Annotated in this window: 11 protein-coding genes; 8 read left to right on the top strand and 3 right to left on the bottom strand. The window is 70.3% G+C overall.

Going from position 1 to position 13,413, the window contains the following annotated elements:
• Positions 1-72: 72 nt before the first annotated feature.
• Positions 73-1,179: a DSD1 family PLP-dependent enzyme gene (locus HJG45_RS01275; protein ID WP_171610260.1), complete on the top strand. Its 1,107-nt coding sequence runs from the start codon at positions 73-75 to the stop codon at positions 1,177-1,179.
• A 181-nt stretch (positions 1,180-1,360) separates the two neighbouring features.
• Here the strand turns inward: HJG45_RS01275 and HJG45_RS01270 are convergent, their stop codons facing one another.
• Positions 1,361-2,491: a D-alanyl-D-alanine carboxypeptidase family protein gene (locus HJG45_RS01270; RefSeq protein WP_408902004.1), complete on the bottom strand. Its 1,131-nt coding sequence runs from the start codon at positions 2,489-2,491 to the stop codon at positions 1,361-1,363.
• 524 nt (positions 2,492-3,015) lie between these two features.
• Here HJG45_RS01270 and HJG45_RS01265 point away from each other — a divergent pair.
• From HJG45_RS01265 to HJG45_RS01250, 4 genes are all read left to right on the top strand, one after another.
• A complete protein-coding gene (locus HJG45_RS01265) occupies positions 3,016-3,645 on the top strand; it encodes a phasin family protein (RefSeq protein ID WP_254452214.1) in 630 nt (209 codons plus the stop codon).
• 393 nt (positions 3,646-4,038) lie between these two features.
• Positions 4,039-4,386, top strand: a complete 348-nt coding sequence (gene clpS / locus HJG45_RS01260) for an ATP-dependent Clp protease adapter ClpS (protein ID WP_111470509.1) — start codon at positions 4,039-4,041, stop codon at positions 4,384-4,386.
• Between the two features lie 248 nt (positions 4,387-4,634).
• Positions 4,635-6,980 (top strand): ATP-dependent Clp protease ATP-binding subunit ClpA, encoded by a 2,346-nt coding sequence (gene clpA / locus HJG45_RS01255; RefSeq protein WP_171610258.1) that lies wholly within the window; start codon positions 4,635-4,637, stop codon positions 6,978-6,980.
• A 99-nt stretch (positions 6,981-7,079) separates the two neighbouring features.
• Positions 7,080-7,409, top strand: coding sequence for a carboxymuconolactone decarboxylase family protein (locus tag HJG45_RS01250; RefSeq protein ID WP_368040499.1), 330 nt, complete (start codon positions 7,080-7,082; stop codon positions 7,407-7,409).
• Between the two features lie 132 nt (positions 7,410-7,541).
• Here the strand turns inward: HJG45_RS01250 and HJG45_RS01245 are convergent, their stop codons facing one another.
• Complete coding sequence (locus HJG45_RS01245; RefSeq protein ID WP_171610256.1) at positions 7,542-7,976, bottom strand: NUDIX hydrolase; 435 nt, start codon at positions 7,974-7,976, stop codon at positions 7,542-7,544.
• 187 nt (positions 7,977-8,163) lie between these two features.
• A complete protein-coding gene (locus HJG45_RS01240; RefSeq protein ID WP_171610255.1) occupies positions 8,164-10,116 on the bottom strand; it encodes a PhoX family phosphatase in 1,953 nt (650 codons plus the stop codon).
• A 172-nt stretch (positions 10,117-10,288) separates the two neighbouring features.
• On the opposite strand from HJG45_RS01240, the gene HJG45_RS01235 reads away from it, so the two are divergent.
• Genes HJG45_RS01235 through HJG45_RS01225 form a run of 3 tightly spaced genes read left to right on the top strand, consistent with a single transcriptional unit; the run spans position 10,289 to position 13,314 of the window.
• The gene (locus tag HJG45_RS01235; protein WP_171610254.1) at positions 10,289-11,473 is read left to right on the top strand and encodes an epoxide hydrolase family protein; all 1,185 of its coding nucleotides are present in this window, start codon (positions 10,289-10,291) and stop codon (positions 11,471-11,473) included.
• A gap of 2 nt (positions 11,474-11,475) precedes the next feature.
• On the top strand, positions 11,476-12,495 hold the full coding sequence (locus HJG45_RS01230; RefSeq protein ID WP_171610253.1) for a zinc-binding alcohol dehydrogenase family protein: 1,020 nt from the start codon (positions 11,476-11,478) through the stop codon (positions 12,493-12,495).
• Between the two features lie 27 nt (positions 12,496-12,522).
• On the top strand, positions 12,523-13,314 hold the full coding sequence (locus HJG45_RS01225; RefSeq protein WP_171610252.1) for a 2-keto-4-pentenoate hydratase: 792 nt from the start codon (positions 12,523-12,525) through the stop codon (positions 13,312-13,314).
• The last annotated feature ends 99 nt before the right edge of the window (positions 13,315-13,413 follow it).

Raw genomic sequence — 13,413 nt, 5'->3', positions numbered from 1 at the left:
CTCGCAGCGGATCATGGGAAGGGGAGACGGGCCGCACCGGCCCGCCTCCCTTCGTGCCTGACGGAGACGCCGATGCTGCAGCCGCCACCCGCCGAGCCCGGCATGCGCGAGGAGGAGGTCGATACCCCGGCCCTCCTGCTCGACCTCGATGCGCTCGAGGCCAATCTCGACAGCATGGCGGCGCTGCTGGCGCCGACCGGCGTGAAGCTGCGCGCCCATGCCAAGACCCATAAGTCGCCGGTGATCGCGCATCTGCAGATGGCGCGCGGCGCGGTCGGGCAATGCGTGCAGAAGGTGGGCGAGGCCGAGGCGCTGGCCTGGGGCGGGGTGCCGGACATCCTGGTGAGCAACCAGGTGGTCGGGCCGTCCAAGCTGGCGCGGCTGGCGGCGCTGGCCCGCATCGCCCGCATCGCCGTCTGCGCCGACGATCCGGCGCAGGTCGCCGCCATCGCGGCGGCGGCCGAGGCGGCCGGGGTGCGCATCCCGGTGCTGGTCGAGATCGATTGCGGCGCCGGGCGCTGCGGCGTCTCGCCAGGGCCGGCGGCGGTGGCGCTGGCCGAGCGCATCGCCGCCAGCCGGCACCTCCGCTTCGGCGGGCTGCAGAGCTACCACGGCAGCGCCCAGCACAAGCGGACGCCGGCGGAGCGCGAGGCGGCGATCGGCCATGCGGTCGAGGTCACCCGCCGCACCGTGGAGCAGCTCCGCCAGCGCGGCCTCGCCTGCGAGATCGTCGGCGGCGGCGGCACCGGCACCTTCGCGCTGGAGGCGGCGAGCGGCGTCTATACCGAGATCCAGGCCGGCTCCTACGCCTTCATGGATGCCGACTATGCGCGGAACGAGGCGCCGCCGCCCTTCCGCCAGGCGCTCTTCGTGCTGGGGACGGTGATGAGCCGGGCGCTGGAGTGCGTCGCGGTGGTAGATGCCGGGCACAAGGCGGTGGCGGTCGATAGCGGCCTGCCGCTGGTGCATGGCCGGCCGGGGCTGCGCTATGCCGGCGCCTCGGACGAGCATGGCAAGCTGCTGGTCGAGGGCGGCGAGGCGCCGCGGCTGGGCGAGAAGCTGCGCCTGGTGCCCGGGCATTGCGACCCGACCATCGACCGCTACGACTGGTATGTCGGGGTGCGGCAGGGCCGGGTGGAATGCCTCTGGCCGGTCGCCGCCCGCGGCGCGATGGCCTAGCGCGTGACTCACGCGATCAAACAACGGCCTGGACCATGATCCGCGACCCTGTGCGAGCGGATCATGGTCTAGCGCGGCGATGCGGCCGGGCCCCCGGAACGACGAATGGCCGGGGCGGGCCCGGCCATGTCGAGGCGGCGGCGCCGCCCGGTCCGCCCCACCGGGGCGGGGGATCCTGTGGTCAGCCGCCGCGGCGGCTGTTGCCCGCGGTCTTCACCGGCTTGGCGGCGCCGGCCTTGCCCGTGGGCTTCCCGGTGACGGCCGGCCCGCGGCGCAGCGGCGCGTTGCCGCCGGCATCGCCCTGCTCGAGCCGGGCCGGCTGGCGCGCGGTGCGGACCGAGGTCATGCGGAGCAGCGTCGGGCGCGCCTCGCTGGCGCGGCTCGTGGCGAGGCGCGGCGGCGCGCCGCGAACGGCGATGGCGGCGCGGGCCTGGCCGCGGGCGATGCGCGTGGCCGGCTTGGCCGCGGCGCGGGCGCTGACGCTGACGCGCCTGGCGGCGGCGCCGCTGGCGCGGGCGCTGCTGCTGAGGGTCGCGGCATGCGCGCTCGCCAGCAGGCCCGGCGTGGCGCGGCGGGCGATGAGCATCTCGCGCGGCGCGACGCCAACCGAGGTGAAGCCCTGGTCGAGCAGCGCCATCATGTGCCGGTCGCGCTCGCGCCCGGTGCGGCCGCCGAAGACCGCGGCGACGAGGCGGACGCCGTCGCGCTCGGCGGAGGCGACGAGGTTGAAGCCGCTGTCGTCGACATAGCCGGTCTTGATGCCGTCGGCGCCGTCATATTCCTGCAGCAGCCGGTTGTGGTTCCACAGCGTGCGGCCGCGGAAGACGAAATTCGGCGTCGAGAAATAGGAATAGCGGTCCGGGAAGTCGCGGATCAGGCGCTGGCCGAGCAGCGCCATGTCGCGCGCCGTCGAGACCTGCTCGATATCCGGCAGGCCCGAGGCGTTGCGGAAGGTGGTGCTGCGCATGCCGAGCGAGCGGGCGCGCAGCGTCATCATCTGCGCGAAGCGGTCCTCGGAGCCGCCGCCGAGCAACTCGCCGAGCGCGGCGGCGGCGTCGTTGGCGGATTTGGTGACGAGGGCGAGGATGGCTTCCTCGACCGTCAGGCTCGTGCCCGGCGAGAGGCCGAGCTTCGAGGGTGCCATGGAGGCCGCCGAATAGGAGACCGGCACCGGTGTCGAGAGGGTGATGCGACCGTCCCGCAGGGCCTCGAAGGCCATGTAGATGGTCATCATCTTGGTGAGCGAGGCCGGATAGCGGCGCTCATCCGGGCTGGCGGCGATCAGGGCGTTGCCGCTGCGGGCATCCACCACGATGGCCGAGTATCGTTCACTGCCGATCTGTGCCGCGGCGGGTGCCGCGATGCCCAATCCACAGGCGAGCGCGAGGGCACGAATGGCCCTTGAGCGCCATGACGCGCTGGTCCCCAACATAGGCAACCCCCTGATACGCGGCACCGCCCCCCCGGCATGCCAGCGAATCGTGCAAACGATACGGTGCGACCACCGCACCTGTCCATCGGAATGCGGTGGGAACCTTGCCAAAGCAATAACTTGCAGTCGGGAATTGCCGAGGAATGTAAGATTTTCAGCGGGTTCGTTACGAATTCGGCTTTTATCTAGAAAGTTGCAACATCACGGTTCTGTTACATGAAGGATTATTGTGCAGCGCAAAAAATGCTTGCTCGCGATGCAGGCGAAATCGTAGAAGCTGCGCATATTGCAGTGCAGCAAAACGCGGTGCGGCGGGCCTTCAGCCCAGTTTGGTGACCGCGAGAGCAGGGCAACAGGCAGGGACGAGGCGAGCCATGGCAGCACGACAAGGCAAGGCAGTGGCGATGGCGGCTGCGACCGAGACGAAGCTGGCCAAGGTCCCGGCCGCGCGTCCCGTGAAGACCCCGCCCGCGCAGACCCCGAACGAGACGGCCGCGCCCGTGCCCGCGGCGGCCGAAGCCCCGACCGAGGCCGCCGTGGCGGCGATCGGCGAGGCCATGGCCAGCGAGGCAGCATCCACCGCGGTGCAGGCCGGCACGAACCTTCAGGCAGGATCCACGCAGTTGGGCGTGACGATGGAGAAGACGATGGAGCAGGTGACGAAGACCGCCGATGGTCTGTTCAAGGCGGCGGAAGAGGCGGCGGAGTTCTCCCGCGGCAATCTCGAGGCGATGGCGAAGGCGACCCAGCTCTATGTCGCCGGCGTGCAGGATCTCGGCAAGCAGACCCTGGCGCTGGTCCAGGGCCTGACGGATCACACGGTCGCCGGCGCCAAGGCGCTCGGCTCGGTGAAGAGCCTCAAGGAGGCCGCCGAGGTCCAGGCGAGCTATGCCCGCACCGCCATGGAGAAGAGCTTCGCCGAAACCGCGAAGCTGCAGGAGGCCGCGCTGAAGCTGGCCGAGGCGTCCTTCGCGCCGATCTCCGCTCGCATGACGCTCGCGGTCGAGAAGTTCTCCAAGCCGATCGCGGCCTGAGTCAAAGGCTTCGCGGCGGCTGGCGCCCGGGATCGGGTGCCAGCCGCCGCGGGGCATGGCCTGGAGGGGCGCCGTCGGCGCGGCGTCGCGGTCTCCTCCAGTCGCTTGTTTTCAGAGCATCTTCGCCCGTTCCGGTGACCCCACCCATCGGGCTCCGCTCGATCGGCCCGGCGCCGGCCGCCCATCCCCATGCGGGGCGGACGGCCGGGCCGGGCCTTTTCCGTTCCGGCCCGCCGGCCTTTGCCCACCGCCGCTCCGCCCCATATCTTTGCGCGAGGTCGCGCGTGGCACTTCACCTCGCGCCACGCGCGGCATTATCCTCGGCCGCGACAGTCACAGGCCGGCGCCGGGGCGCCTTCGGCCGCGCGGCCCCCCTGTCCACCAGGATCTTCGATGAGCGATCAAGACAAGCGACCGAACGGAGGGAATACGCCAGGCGACACCACGCCGAACACCGGCGTCGTGGTGAAGACCCGGCCGCGCACCAAGAAGCCGGCCATGTACAAGGTGCTGATGCTGAACGACGACTACACCCCGATGGAGTTCGTCGTGCATGTGCTCGAGCGCTTCTTCCAGAAGAACCGGGACGAGGCGACCCGGATCATGCTGCACGTGCATCGGAGGGGGGTCGGGGTCTGCGGCGTCTACACCTACGAGGTGGCCGAGACCAAGGTGACGCAGGTGATGGACTTGGCACGGCAGAACCAGCATCCTCTGCAGTGCACCATCGAGAAGGAATAGGGCGATCGGCGCCCGCCGTCCCGGCCCTCTCGCCGGCTCGTCCCGGACCGGGAACCGAAGGGTCCAAGCCGTGGCGGCCCGCCGCCCCGGATCGAATCGGGTGATGGCCATCGGCCGGGCCCGGACCACCCCGCCGAACGGGGGGGATGCCGCATGGGGGGCAAGCGCCAAGATGTTCAACTGGGGCAACCCCCCACCCTTGCCGGGCGCTGCCCGGGATGGTGGATCTCAACGGGAGCGTCTCTAGCATGTTGTCACGCAACCTCGAGCAGACGCTCCATCGCGCCCTCGGCCTCGCCAATGAACGGCGGCACGAATACGCGACCCTGGAGCACCTGCTTCTCGCCCTGACGGACGACGCCGACGCCTCCACCGTACTCAGGGCCTGCGGCGTCGATACCGAGAAGCTCAAGCGCGACCTGACCGAGTTCCTCGACAAGGACCTCGCCGGCCTGGTCACCGAGCGCGCGGGCGATCCGAAGCCGACCGCCGGCTTCCAGCGCGTGGTGCAGCGCGCCGCCATCCACGTCCAGTCCTCCGGCCGCGACGAGGTGACGGGGGCCAATGTCCTCGTCGCCCTGTTCAGCGAGCGCGAGAGCCATGCCGTCTACTTCCTGCAGCTGCAGGACATGACACGGCTCGACGCGGTGAACTTCATCTCGCACGGCATCGCCAAGGCGCCGGGCCGGGCGCAGAACCGGCCGGTGCAGGGCACGCCCACCACCTCGCAGAGCGAGGAGCCGGAGAAGGAGGAGAAGCCCGCCCGCGGCCGCGGCCAGGACGCGCTCTCCAACTACTGCGTCAACCTCAACAAGAAGGCGCAGCAGGGCAAGATCGACCCGCTCATCGGCCGTGAGCAGGAGATCGAGCGCACCATCCAGATCCTCTGCCGCCGCACCAAGAACAACCCACTCTATGTGGGCGATCCGGGCGTCGGCAAGACCGCCATCGCGGAGGGGCTGGCCAAGCGCATCATCGAGGGCGACGTGCCCGAAGTGCTGGGCAAGTCCACCATCTTCGCGCTCGACATGGGCAGCCTGCTGGCCGGCACCCGCTACCGCGGCGACTTCGAGGAGCGGCTGAAGGCCGTCGTCTCCGAGCTCGAGCAGCAGCCGGGCTCGATCCTGTTCATCGACGAGATCCATACGGTGATCGGCGCCGGCGCGACCAGCGGCGGCGCGATGGACGCCTCCAACCTGCTGAAGCCGGCGCTGGCCCAGGGCACGCTGCGCTGCATCGGTAGCACCACCTACAAGGAGTACCGCAACTACTTCGAGAAGGACCGCGCGCTCGTCCGTCGCTTCCAGAAGATCGACGTGAACGAGCCGAATCTCGAGGATGCGGTCAAGATCCTGCAGGGGCTGAAGACCAATTACGAGAAGCACCACAAGGTGCGCTACACGCCCGAGGCCATCCGCGCCGCGGTCGAGCTCTCGGCCAAGTACATCCATGACCGCAAGCTGCCCGACAAGGCGATCGACGTGATCGACGAGGTCGGCGCCAGCCGGATGCTGCTGCCCGAGAACAAGCGCAAGAAGACCGTCACGCTGAAGGATGTCGAGGAGATCGTGGCGAAGATCGCCCGCATCCCGCCGAAGACCGTCAGCAACGACGACAAGGAGACGCTGAAGACCCTCGAGCGCGACCTGAAGGCCATGGTCTTCGGCCAGGACAAGGCGATCGAGGCGCTCTCGGCGGCGATCAAGCTCTCCCGCGCCGGGCTGCGCGACCCGGAGAAGCCGATCGGCAACTACCTCTTCTCGGGCCCGACCGGCGTCGGCAAGACCGAGGTGGCGAAGCAGCTCGCCAAGACCCTCGGCATCGAGCTGATCCGCTTCGACATGTCCGAGTATATGGAGCGGCATTCGGTCTCCCGCCTCATCGGCGCACCGCCGGGCTATGTCGGCTTCGACCAGGGCGGGCTGCTGACGGATGCCATCGACCAGCACCCGCATGCGGTGCTGCTGCTCGACGAGATCGAGAAGGCGCATCAGGATCTCTACAACATCCTGTTGCAGGTGATGGACCACGGGAAGCTGACCGACCACAACGGCAAGACCGTCGATTTCCGCAACGTCATCCTCATCATGACGACGAATGCGGGCGCGGCAGACCTGGCCAAGCCGGCGATCGGCTTCGGCCGTGAGCAGCGGGTCGGCGAGGACCAGGATGCGATCCAGCGCATGTTCACGCCGGAATTCCGCAACCGGCTCGACGCGGTGGTGCCCTTCTCCGGCCTGACGCCGGAGATCGTCGGCCGCGTGGTCGAGAAGTTCGTCATGCAGCTCGAGGCGCAGCTCGCCGACCGCAACGTGACGATCGAGCTTTCCTCCGCCGCCAAAGAGTGGCTGGCCGAGAAGGGTTTCGACCCGCTCTACGGCGCGCGGCCGCTGGCCCGCGTCATCCAGGAGCACGTCAAGAAGCCGCTGGCCGAGGAGTTGCTCTTCGGCAAGCTGGTCAAGGGCGGCGCGGTGAAGGTGCACCTGAAGGACGGCACGCTCGGCTTCGAATACATCGAGGCGGCGCCGCCCGCCCTGCCGAAGCCCGAGGAGGGCGATGGCGAGGCGGAGCGCGAGCCCGAGGTCATCGAATAGCGCGGTCTGTAGCCGCTGCGGCCGAATGCCGGTACGAGGGAAGGCGCGGGGTTCGTACCCGCGCCTTTCTCATGTTCGGGGAGGATCCGGATGAGTGCCGTGAAGGATTGGGACGCCTACAGCGCCGGGCTGCGCACGCAGGGCAAGGCGCTCTCCGCGCTGCATCCCGACCTGGTCAAGGGTTTCGCCGCGCTGAACCAGGGCGCCGCCTCGGCGCGGCATCTCGATGCCAAGACGCGCGAGCTGATCGCCCTCGCGGTCGCCGTGACCACGCGCTGCGACGGCTGCATCGATGCGCATGTCCGCAAGGCGAAGCATGCCGGGGCGACGCGCGAGGAAATGGCCGAGGCGCTCGGCGTCGCCATCGCGCTGAATGCCGGCGCCGCCTTCACCTATTCACTGCACGTGCTCGACGCGGCCGGCGAGTAGGAGCTTCTCCACAAAGCCGCTTCGCGGCTTTGCGGGGGTCCGTGCTTCGCCTCCTGCCCCGGGTGCGTCACAGCCTGCCGCGGCGAAGCCGCGGCAGGGCACAATGGGCAGCGATGGTTCCGACAGGCACCTTCAACCCGCGGGCTGGGCTTCCAGCTCCAGCATCAGCCGGCTGAGGGCGCCCTCCTTCACTGCGGCGGCGGCTTCCGCGATGGGAAACCAGCGGCGCTCCCGCTCATCCTTCTCCGGCCAGTCCTCGAGCAGCGTCTCGACCTCGAGCGGGAAGACCTCGACCACGCAAGTGACGCTCCCGCCATCCGGCAGCCGCTTGCTGTAGGCATACTGGCCGATCGCCTTGGCGGCGATGCGGCCGCGGATGCCCGCCTCCTCGAAGGCTTCCTGCGCCGCCTGGCTTGCCGCGCCGCGCTTGCTCACCCAGCCCTTCGGGATCACCCAGCGGCGGGTCTCGCGGCTGGTGACCAGCAGTACGCGCAGCTCGCCATCTTCGCGGACCAGCGGCAGGGCGGCGCATTGCCGGCGACGGGACCGTGACAGGCGATGCGGCATCTTACCCCTTCTGGTTGAGCGGGCATGATCGCATCCGCTGGCTTGTCCGTTCCATAGACAAGTTGCGAAGTGGTTGCGGCGACGCCATAAAACCAATGTGTTCGCATAAATTTTAGCGCAAAGGGGGATTGCGCTGCAACTATTGCGTCGCAGCGAGCATCACTCGCACCTGGCGCCGCGCGGCGAGTCAGCCGATCGGCTTGCCGTCGCGCCGGGTGATGGCGATCACCGAGGGTCGGGGCGGCCTGCCCTCGCGGAAGTCCGGCCAGCGCGTCCCCGGCGCCTCGAAGGTGCCGGCATCCGCATCGCCGGGATGCTGGATCGAGAGGAAGATCGTCGCGTCATCCGGCGTGAAGCAGGGGCCGCAGACCTCGGCGCCGACCGGCGCCTGATAGAAGAGCCGGGTCAGCGCCCTTCCGGGCCCGGCGGTGTCGGCGGCATAGAGCCCGTCGGCGACGCCCGAGGTGACATGCGCCCCGTCGGTGGCGATCCAGATGCGGCCACGGCTGTCGAAGGCGCAGTTGTCGGGGCAGGAGAGCCAGCCCTGGTCGCTGGTGGCGCGGTGATACTGCGTGCCCGGATCAATGCCCGGCTTGCCGGCGGCGAGGAAGACGCTCCAGCGCGCCTCGGTCGCGGCATGGTCGACACGGTCGGTGCCGGCGCCGGGCGGGATGAGCTCCAGCACATGGCCGTGGATGTTCGCCGGGCGCGGGTTGGCCGGGTTCACCTGCTCCGGCTTGCGCCGGGAATTATTGGTCAGCATCACATAGACCCGGCCGTTGCGGCGATTGGTCTCGACATCCTCCGGCCGGTCCATGGGCGTGGCGCCGAGCAGGTCGGCGGCGCGGCGCGCCTCGATCACCACGTCGCCCTGGTCGTGGAAGCCATTCTCCGGCGTCAGCGGGCCCTCGCCCTGGACCAGGCGCAGCCAGCGCAGCGTGCCGTCCGCCTCGAAGCGGGCGACATGCAGCACGCCGTCATCGAGCAGGTCGCGGTCGGCGGCCGGGTCGCCGGGGGTCCAGGCGCGGGCGGTGACGAATTTGTAGAGGTAGTCGAAACGCTCATCGTCGCCGGAATAGAAGGCGACGCGGCCATCGGCGCTCACCGCATGGGTGCAGCACTCGTGCTTGAAGCGGCCGAGGGCGGTGCGCTTCACCGGCACGCTCGCCGGGTCGTAGGGGTCGAACTCCACCACCCAGCCAAAGCGGTTCGGCTCGTTCGGCGTCTGGTCCAGGTCGAAGCGCGGCTCGAAGCGGCGCCAGCCATAGACCGGCTCCTTCCGGATGCCGTAGCGCCGGTAGGCCGGTGCCTGCGGTCCCGCCTCGGCCGCGGCGCCGCCGAAGTAGTAGTTGAAGTTCTCCTCGCAGGTGATGACGGTGCCCCAGGGCGTGTTGCCGCCGGCGCAATTGTTCATGGTGCCGCGCACCTGCGTGCCGGTCGGGTCCTCCGCCGTCCGCAGCCGCGCATGCCCGGCCGCCGGGCCGCTGAGGCGCATCGGGGTCTCGGCGGTGATGCGGCGGTTCCAGCGGCCGCCGCGCACCGGGGTCCAGCGGCGGCCCTCGCGGCGCAGCTCGACCACCGAGAGGCCCATGGCGGCGCGCTCGATCGCGCCGTGCTCCGCGGTGACGCGGCCCGGCGCCTCGCGCTCGGTGCCGAGGCCGGGGAACATCAGGTTGGTGCTGGTGTATTCGTGGTTCACCACCAGCAGCCCGTGATCGGCGCTGCGGGAGCCGGCGGGCAGCGGGAAGAAGTCGAGATAGTCGTTGTTGTAGCCGAATTGCCGCGCCTGGGCCTCGGCGCTCTGGTGCAGCGGGTCGTGCTCCGGCGCATCGGCGAGGATCGGGTCGCCCCAGCGCAGCACCACCTGGATGTCGTGCCCCTCGGCGACCGCATCGCGCGGCGAGAGCTGGTGGCGGAGCTCGGGGAAGGTGAGGCTGGAGGGGCCGCCGTCCGGGGTATTGCCGGTATCCTGGGCCGCGGCCGGCCCAAGGGGCGGCCAAAGCGCCACCCCGGCCGCCCCGAGCAGGCCGCGGCGCGTCAGGCGCTCGGCGATCAGCGCGCCGATGGGCCGATGCGGCGCCGGGTTGCTGCCGATATCCTCGATCTCCGTGGGTTGGTCATCGCGCTCGGCGTCACTCATGGCCATCCCCACGAAAAAGGATCCCGCTGGCAGGCGTCATTCCGGTGATGTCATCCCTGTGCCGCGGAAAGTCCAGCGACAGACTGATGACACCGCCGCCATGCCGGGCGGGCTCTCGGGCTTCCCCCGGCTGGCGCGGCACGCCATCCTGCCGGGCGGGAGGACATCGTCCATGGCAGCCAAGCCCGAACCCTTCACGCTCGGCGTCCCGGACGCCGCCATCGCGGATCTGCGGGATCGGCTGGCGCGCACGCGGCTGCCGGACCAGGCGCCAATTCCCGCCGGCGCCGGCCCCTGGGCCTATGGCACCCCCGCCGACTACCTCGCCGAGCTCCTCGCCCATTGGCGGGAGGGCTTCGACTGGCGGGCGCAGGAGGCGGTGCTGAACGCCTTCCCGCAATACAAGGTGCCGCTGCACGGCATCGACCTGCACTACCTGCATGTGCCAGGGAAGGGGCCGGCGAAGGGGCCGGACCCGATGCCGCTGCTGCTGATGCATGGCTGGCCCGGCTCGGTCTACGAGTTCATCGACATCATCCCGCGCCTGACCGACCCGGCGGCCTTCGGCGGCGACCCGGCCGATGCCTTCACCGTCGTCGTCCCCTCGCTGCCGGGCTACGGCCTCTCCTTCGCGCCGGGGCAGAAGCGCTTCGCCATCGCCGACATCGCCGATTGCCTGGCCGAGTTGATGACCGAGGTGCTGGGCTACCGGCGCTTCGCCGCCCAGGGCGGGGATTTCGGAGCCTTCACCGCCTCCTGCCTCGGCGCCGTGCATGCCGAAAAGCTGATCGGCATCCATATCAACCTGCTTGCCATGCGGCGCGACCTGTCGCTGCTGCGGGATGATGATCCGGCGGAGCGGCGCTACCGCGAGGAGCTCGATCTCTGGCTGAAGGAGGAGACGGGCTACCAATGGATCCAAGGCACGCGACCGCAGACCCTGGCCGCCGGCCTCACCGACAGCCCGGCCGGCCTCGCCGCCTGGATCGCCGAGAAGTTCCACAGCTGGACCGACAATGACGGTCGGATCGAGAGCGCCGTGCCGCGCGACCGCATGCTGGCGAACATCTCGCTCTACTGGTTCACCGGCTGCATTGGCGCCTCCTTCTGGCCCTATTACGCCCGGCTGCACGGGCCCTGGCCGATCCCGGACGGGAAGACGGTCGACGTGCCGGCTGGCTACGCGCAATTCCCGCGCGAGATCCTGCATCCGCCGCGGAGCTTCGCGGCGCGCACCTATACCGATATCCGCCGCTGGACGGTGATGGAGAAGGGCGGGCATTTCGCCGCCATGGAGCAGCCTGCGGCGTTGGCGGCGGAGGTGCAGGCCTTCTTCCGGGACCTGCGGGAGGGTTGAGCATGCGTGCTGTTGCCGTCACCAGGAAGGCGCTGCCGATCGATGATCCGGCGGCGCTGGTCGATCTCGAACTGCCTGATCCTGGCCCGCCACAGGGCCACGACCTGCTGGTGCGGGTGCAGGCAGTCTCCGTCAACCCGCGCGACATGAAGAGCCGCATGAGCATGGAGGCCTCGGCCGAGAGGCCGCTGGTGCTCGGCTATGATGCGAGCGGCGTGGTCGAGGCGGTGGGGCCGGACTGCACCCTGTTCCGCCCCGGCGATGCGGTGATCTATGCCGGCGTGCTCGACCGCCCCGGCTCGAATGCCGAGTTGCAGCTCGTCGACGAGCGCATCACCGGCCGCAAGCCGGAGACGCTCGATCACGCCGCCGCCGCCTCGCTGCCGCTCACCGCGCTCACCGCCTATGAGATGCTCTTCGACCGGCTGCGCCTGCCGCGCGACGCCGCCGGGGCGGGCCATGTGCTGCTGGTGATCGGCGGCGCCGGCGGCGTGCCCTCCATGGCGATCCAGCTCGCCCGGGTGCTGACGCAGATCACGATCGTCGCCACCGCCTCGCGCCCCGAGAGCGCCGCCTGGGTGCGGCAATGCGGCGCGCATCACGTGGTGGACCACAGCCAGCCGCTGCCGCCGCAGGTCAAGGCGCTGGCGCCCGGACCGATGCCCTGGATCTTCTCCACCCATACCGACACTGCGCGCTGGGCCGAGATGGCGACGATGATCGCGCCGCAGGGGGCGATCGGCCTGATCGACGACCCAGAGCCGCTCGACCTGCGGCTGCTGAAGTTCAAGAGCGCCTCGGTGCACTGGGAGGCGATGTTCACCCGCCCGATGTGCCGCACCGCCGATATGGTGCGGCAGCACGAGATCCTCAACGATGTGGCGGCGCTGATCGACTCCGGCCGGCTGCGACCAACGGGGACGCAGAATTTCGGCGCCATCAACGCCGCCAATCTCCGCCGCGCGCATGCGGTGATCGAGCAGGGGCGGACGGTCGGCAAGATCGTGCTGGCCGGCTTCTGATCGGACGGGACGGGAAGGGGGACGGGAATGCTGGACGAGGCCGCGGCGCGGGAGGCCGCCGCGCTGATCTGGGAGAGCCGGCGAACGGCCCGGCGCCTCGCGGCGCTGCCCGGGCCGCTGCGCCCGGCCGACCGCGCCGCGGGCTACGCCATCCAGGCGCAGTACGAGGCGCAGAGCGCGGAGCCGCTCTTCGGCTGGAAGATCGCCGCCACCAGCCTGGCGGGCCAGGCGCATATCGGCGTCGACGGACCGCTCGGCGGCCGGATTCTGGCCGAGATGCTGGTGCCGGAAGGTGGCACGGTCGGCCTCGCCGACAACGCCATGCGCGTGGCCGAGCCGGAATTCGTCTTCCGCATGGCGCGCGACCTGCCGCCGCGCGAGGTCGCCTATGCGCAGGCGGAGGTGATGGCAGCGGTTGCGGCGCTGCATCTCGGCATCGAGGTGCCGGACAGCCGCTTCGAGGATTTCGCCCATGCCGGCGGGCCGCAGCTCATCGCCGACAATGCCTGCGCCCACCGCTTCTGCCTGGGCCCGGAGGCGCCGGCGGCCTGGCGCGGGATCGACCTCGCCGCGCATCGCGTGCAGTGCCGGGTCGGGGAGCGCTACGCGCGGGAGGGGATCGGCGCCAATGTGCTCGGCGATCCGCGCATCGCCCTCACTTGGCTGGCCAATGAGCTCTCGCGCCACGGCGTGACGCTGCGGGCCGGGCAATACGTCACCACCGGCACCTGCGCCGCGCCGCTCGAGATCCAGCCGGGCGACGCGGTCCAGGTCGATTACGGCCCGCTCGGCCGCATGGGCCTCGCCTTCGGCGCCTGAGCGGGGGCCGCGCCGGGCGTTTCCGTCCGGCGATCTTCTGCTGTAATGACCATCGATGCCCGCCGACCCGGTGGCTGGCGGGAAACCCTGAGGAAACCG

The organism is Roseicella sp. DB1501, assembly GCF_013112485.1.
GTDB lineage: Bacteria > Pseudomonadota > Alphaproteobacteria > Acetobacterales > Acetobacteraceae > Paracraurococcus.
This window is presented reverse-complemented; position numbering and strand designations above follow the sequence as displayed.

Bases quoted from the DNA above. Each gene is read 5' to 3' on its own strand.
- HJG45_RS01275 (WP_171610260.1), top strand. From the start codon at position 73: ATGCTGCAGCCGCCACCCGCCGAGCCCGGCATGCGCGAGGAGGAGGTC.
- HJG45_RS01265 (WP_254452214.1), top strand. From the start codon at position 3,016: ATGGCGGCTGCGACCGAGACGAAGCTGGCCAAGGTCCCGGCCGCGCGT.
- clpS (WP_111470509.1), top strand. From the start codon at position 4,039: ATGAGCGATCAAGACAAGCGACCGAACGGAGGGAATACGCCAGGCGAC.
- clpA (WP_171610258.1), top strand. From the start codon at position 4,635: ATGTTGTCACGCAACCTCGAGCAGACGCTCCATCGCGCCCTCGGCCTC.
- HJG45_RS01245 (WP_171610256.1), bottom strand. From the start codon at position 7,976: ATGCCGCATCGCCTGTCACGGTCCCGTCGCCGGCAATGCGCCGCCCTG.
- HJG45_RS01240 (WP_171610255.1), bottom strand. From the start codon at position 10,116: ATGAGTGACGCCGAGCGCGATGACCAACCCACGGAGATCGAGGATATC.
- HJG45_RS01235 (WP_171610254.1), top strand. From the start codon at position 10,289: ATGGCAGCCAAGCCCGAACCCTTCACGCTCGGCGTCCCGGACGCCGCC.
- HJG45_RS01230 (WP_171610253.1), top strand. From the start codon at position 11,476: ATGCGTGCTGTTGCCGTCACCAGGAAGGCGCTGCCGATCGATGATCCG.
- HJG45_RS01225 (WP_171610252.1), top strand. From the start codon at position 12,523: ATGCTGGACGAGGCCGCGGCGCGGGAGGCCGCCGCGCTGATCTGGGAG.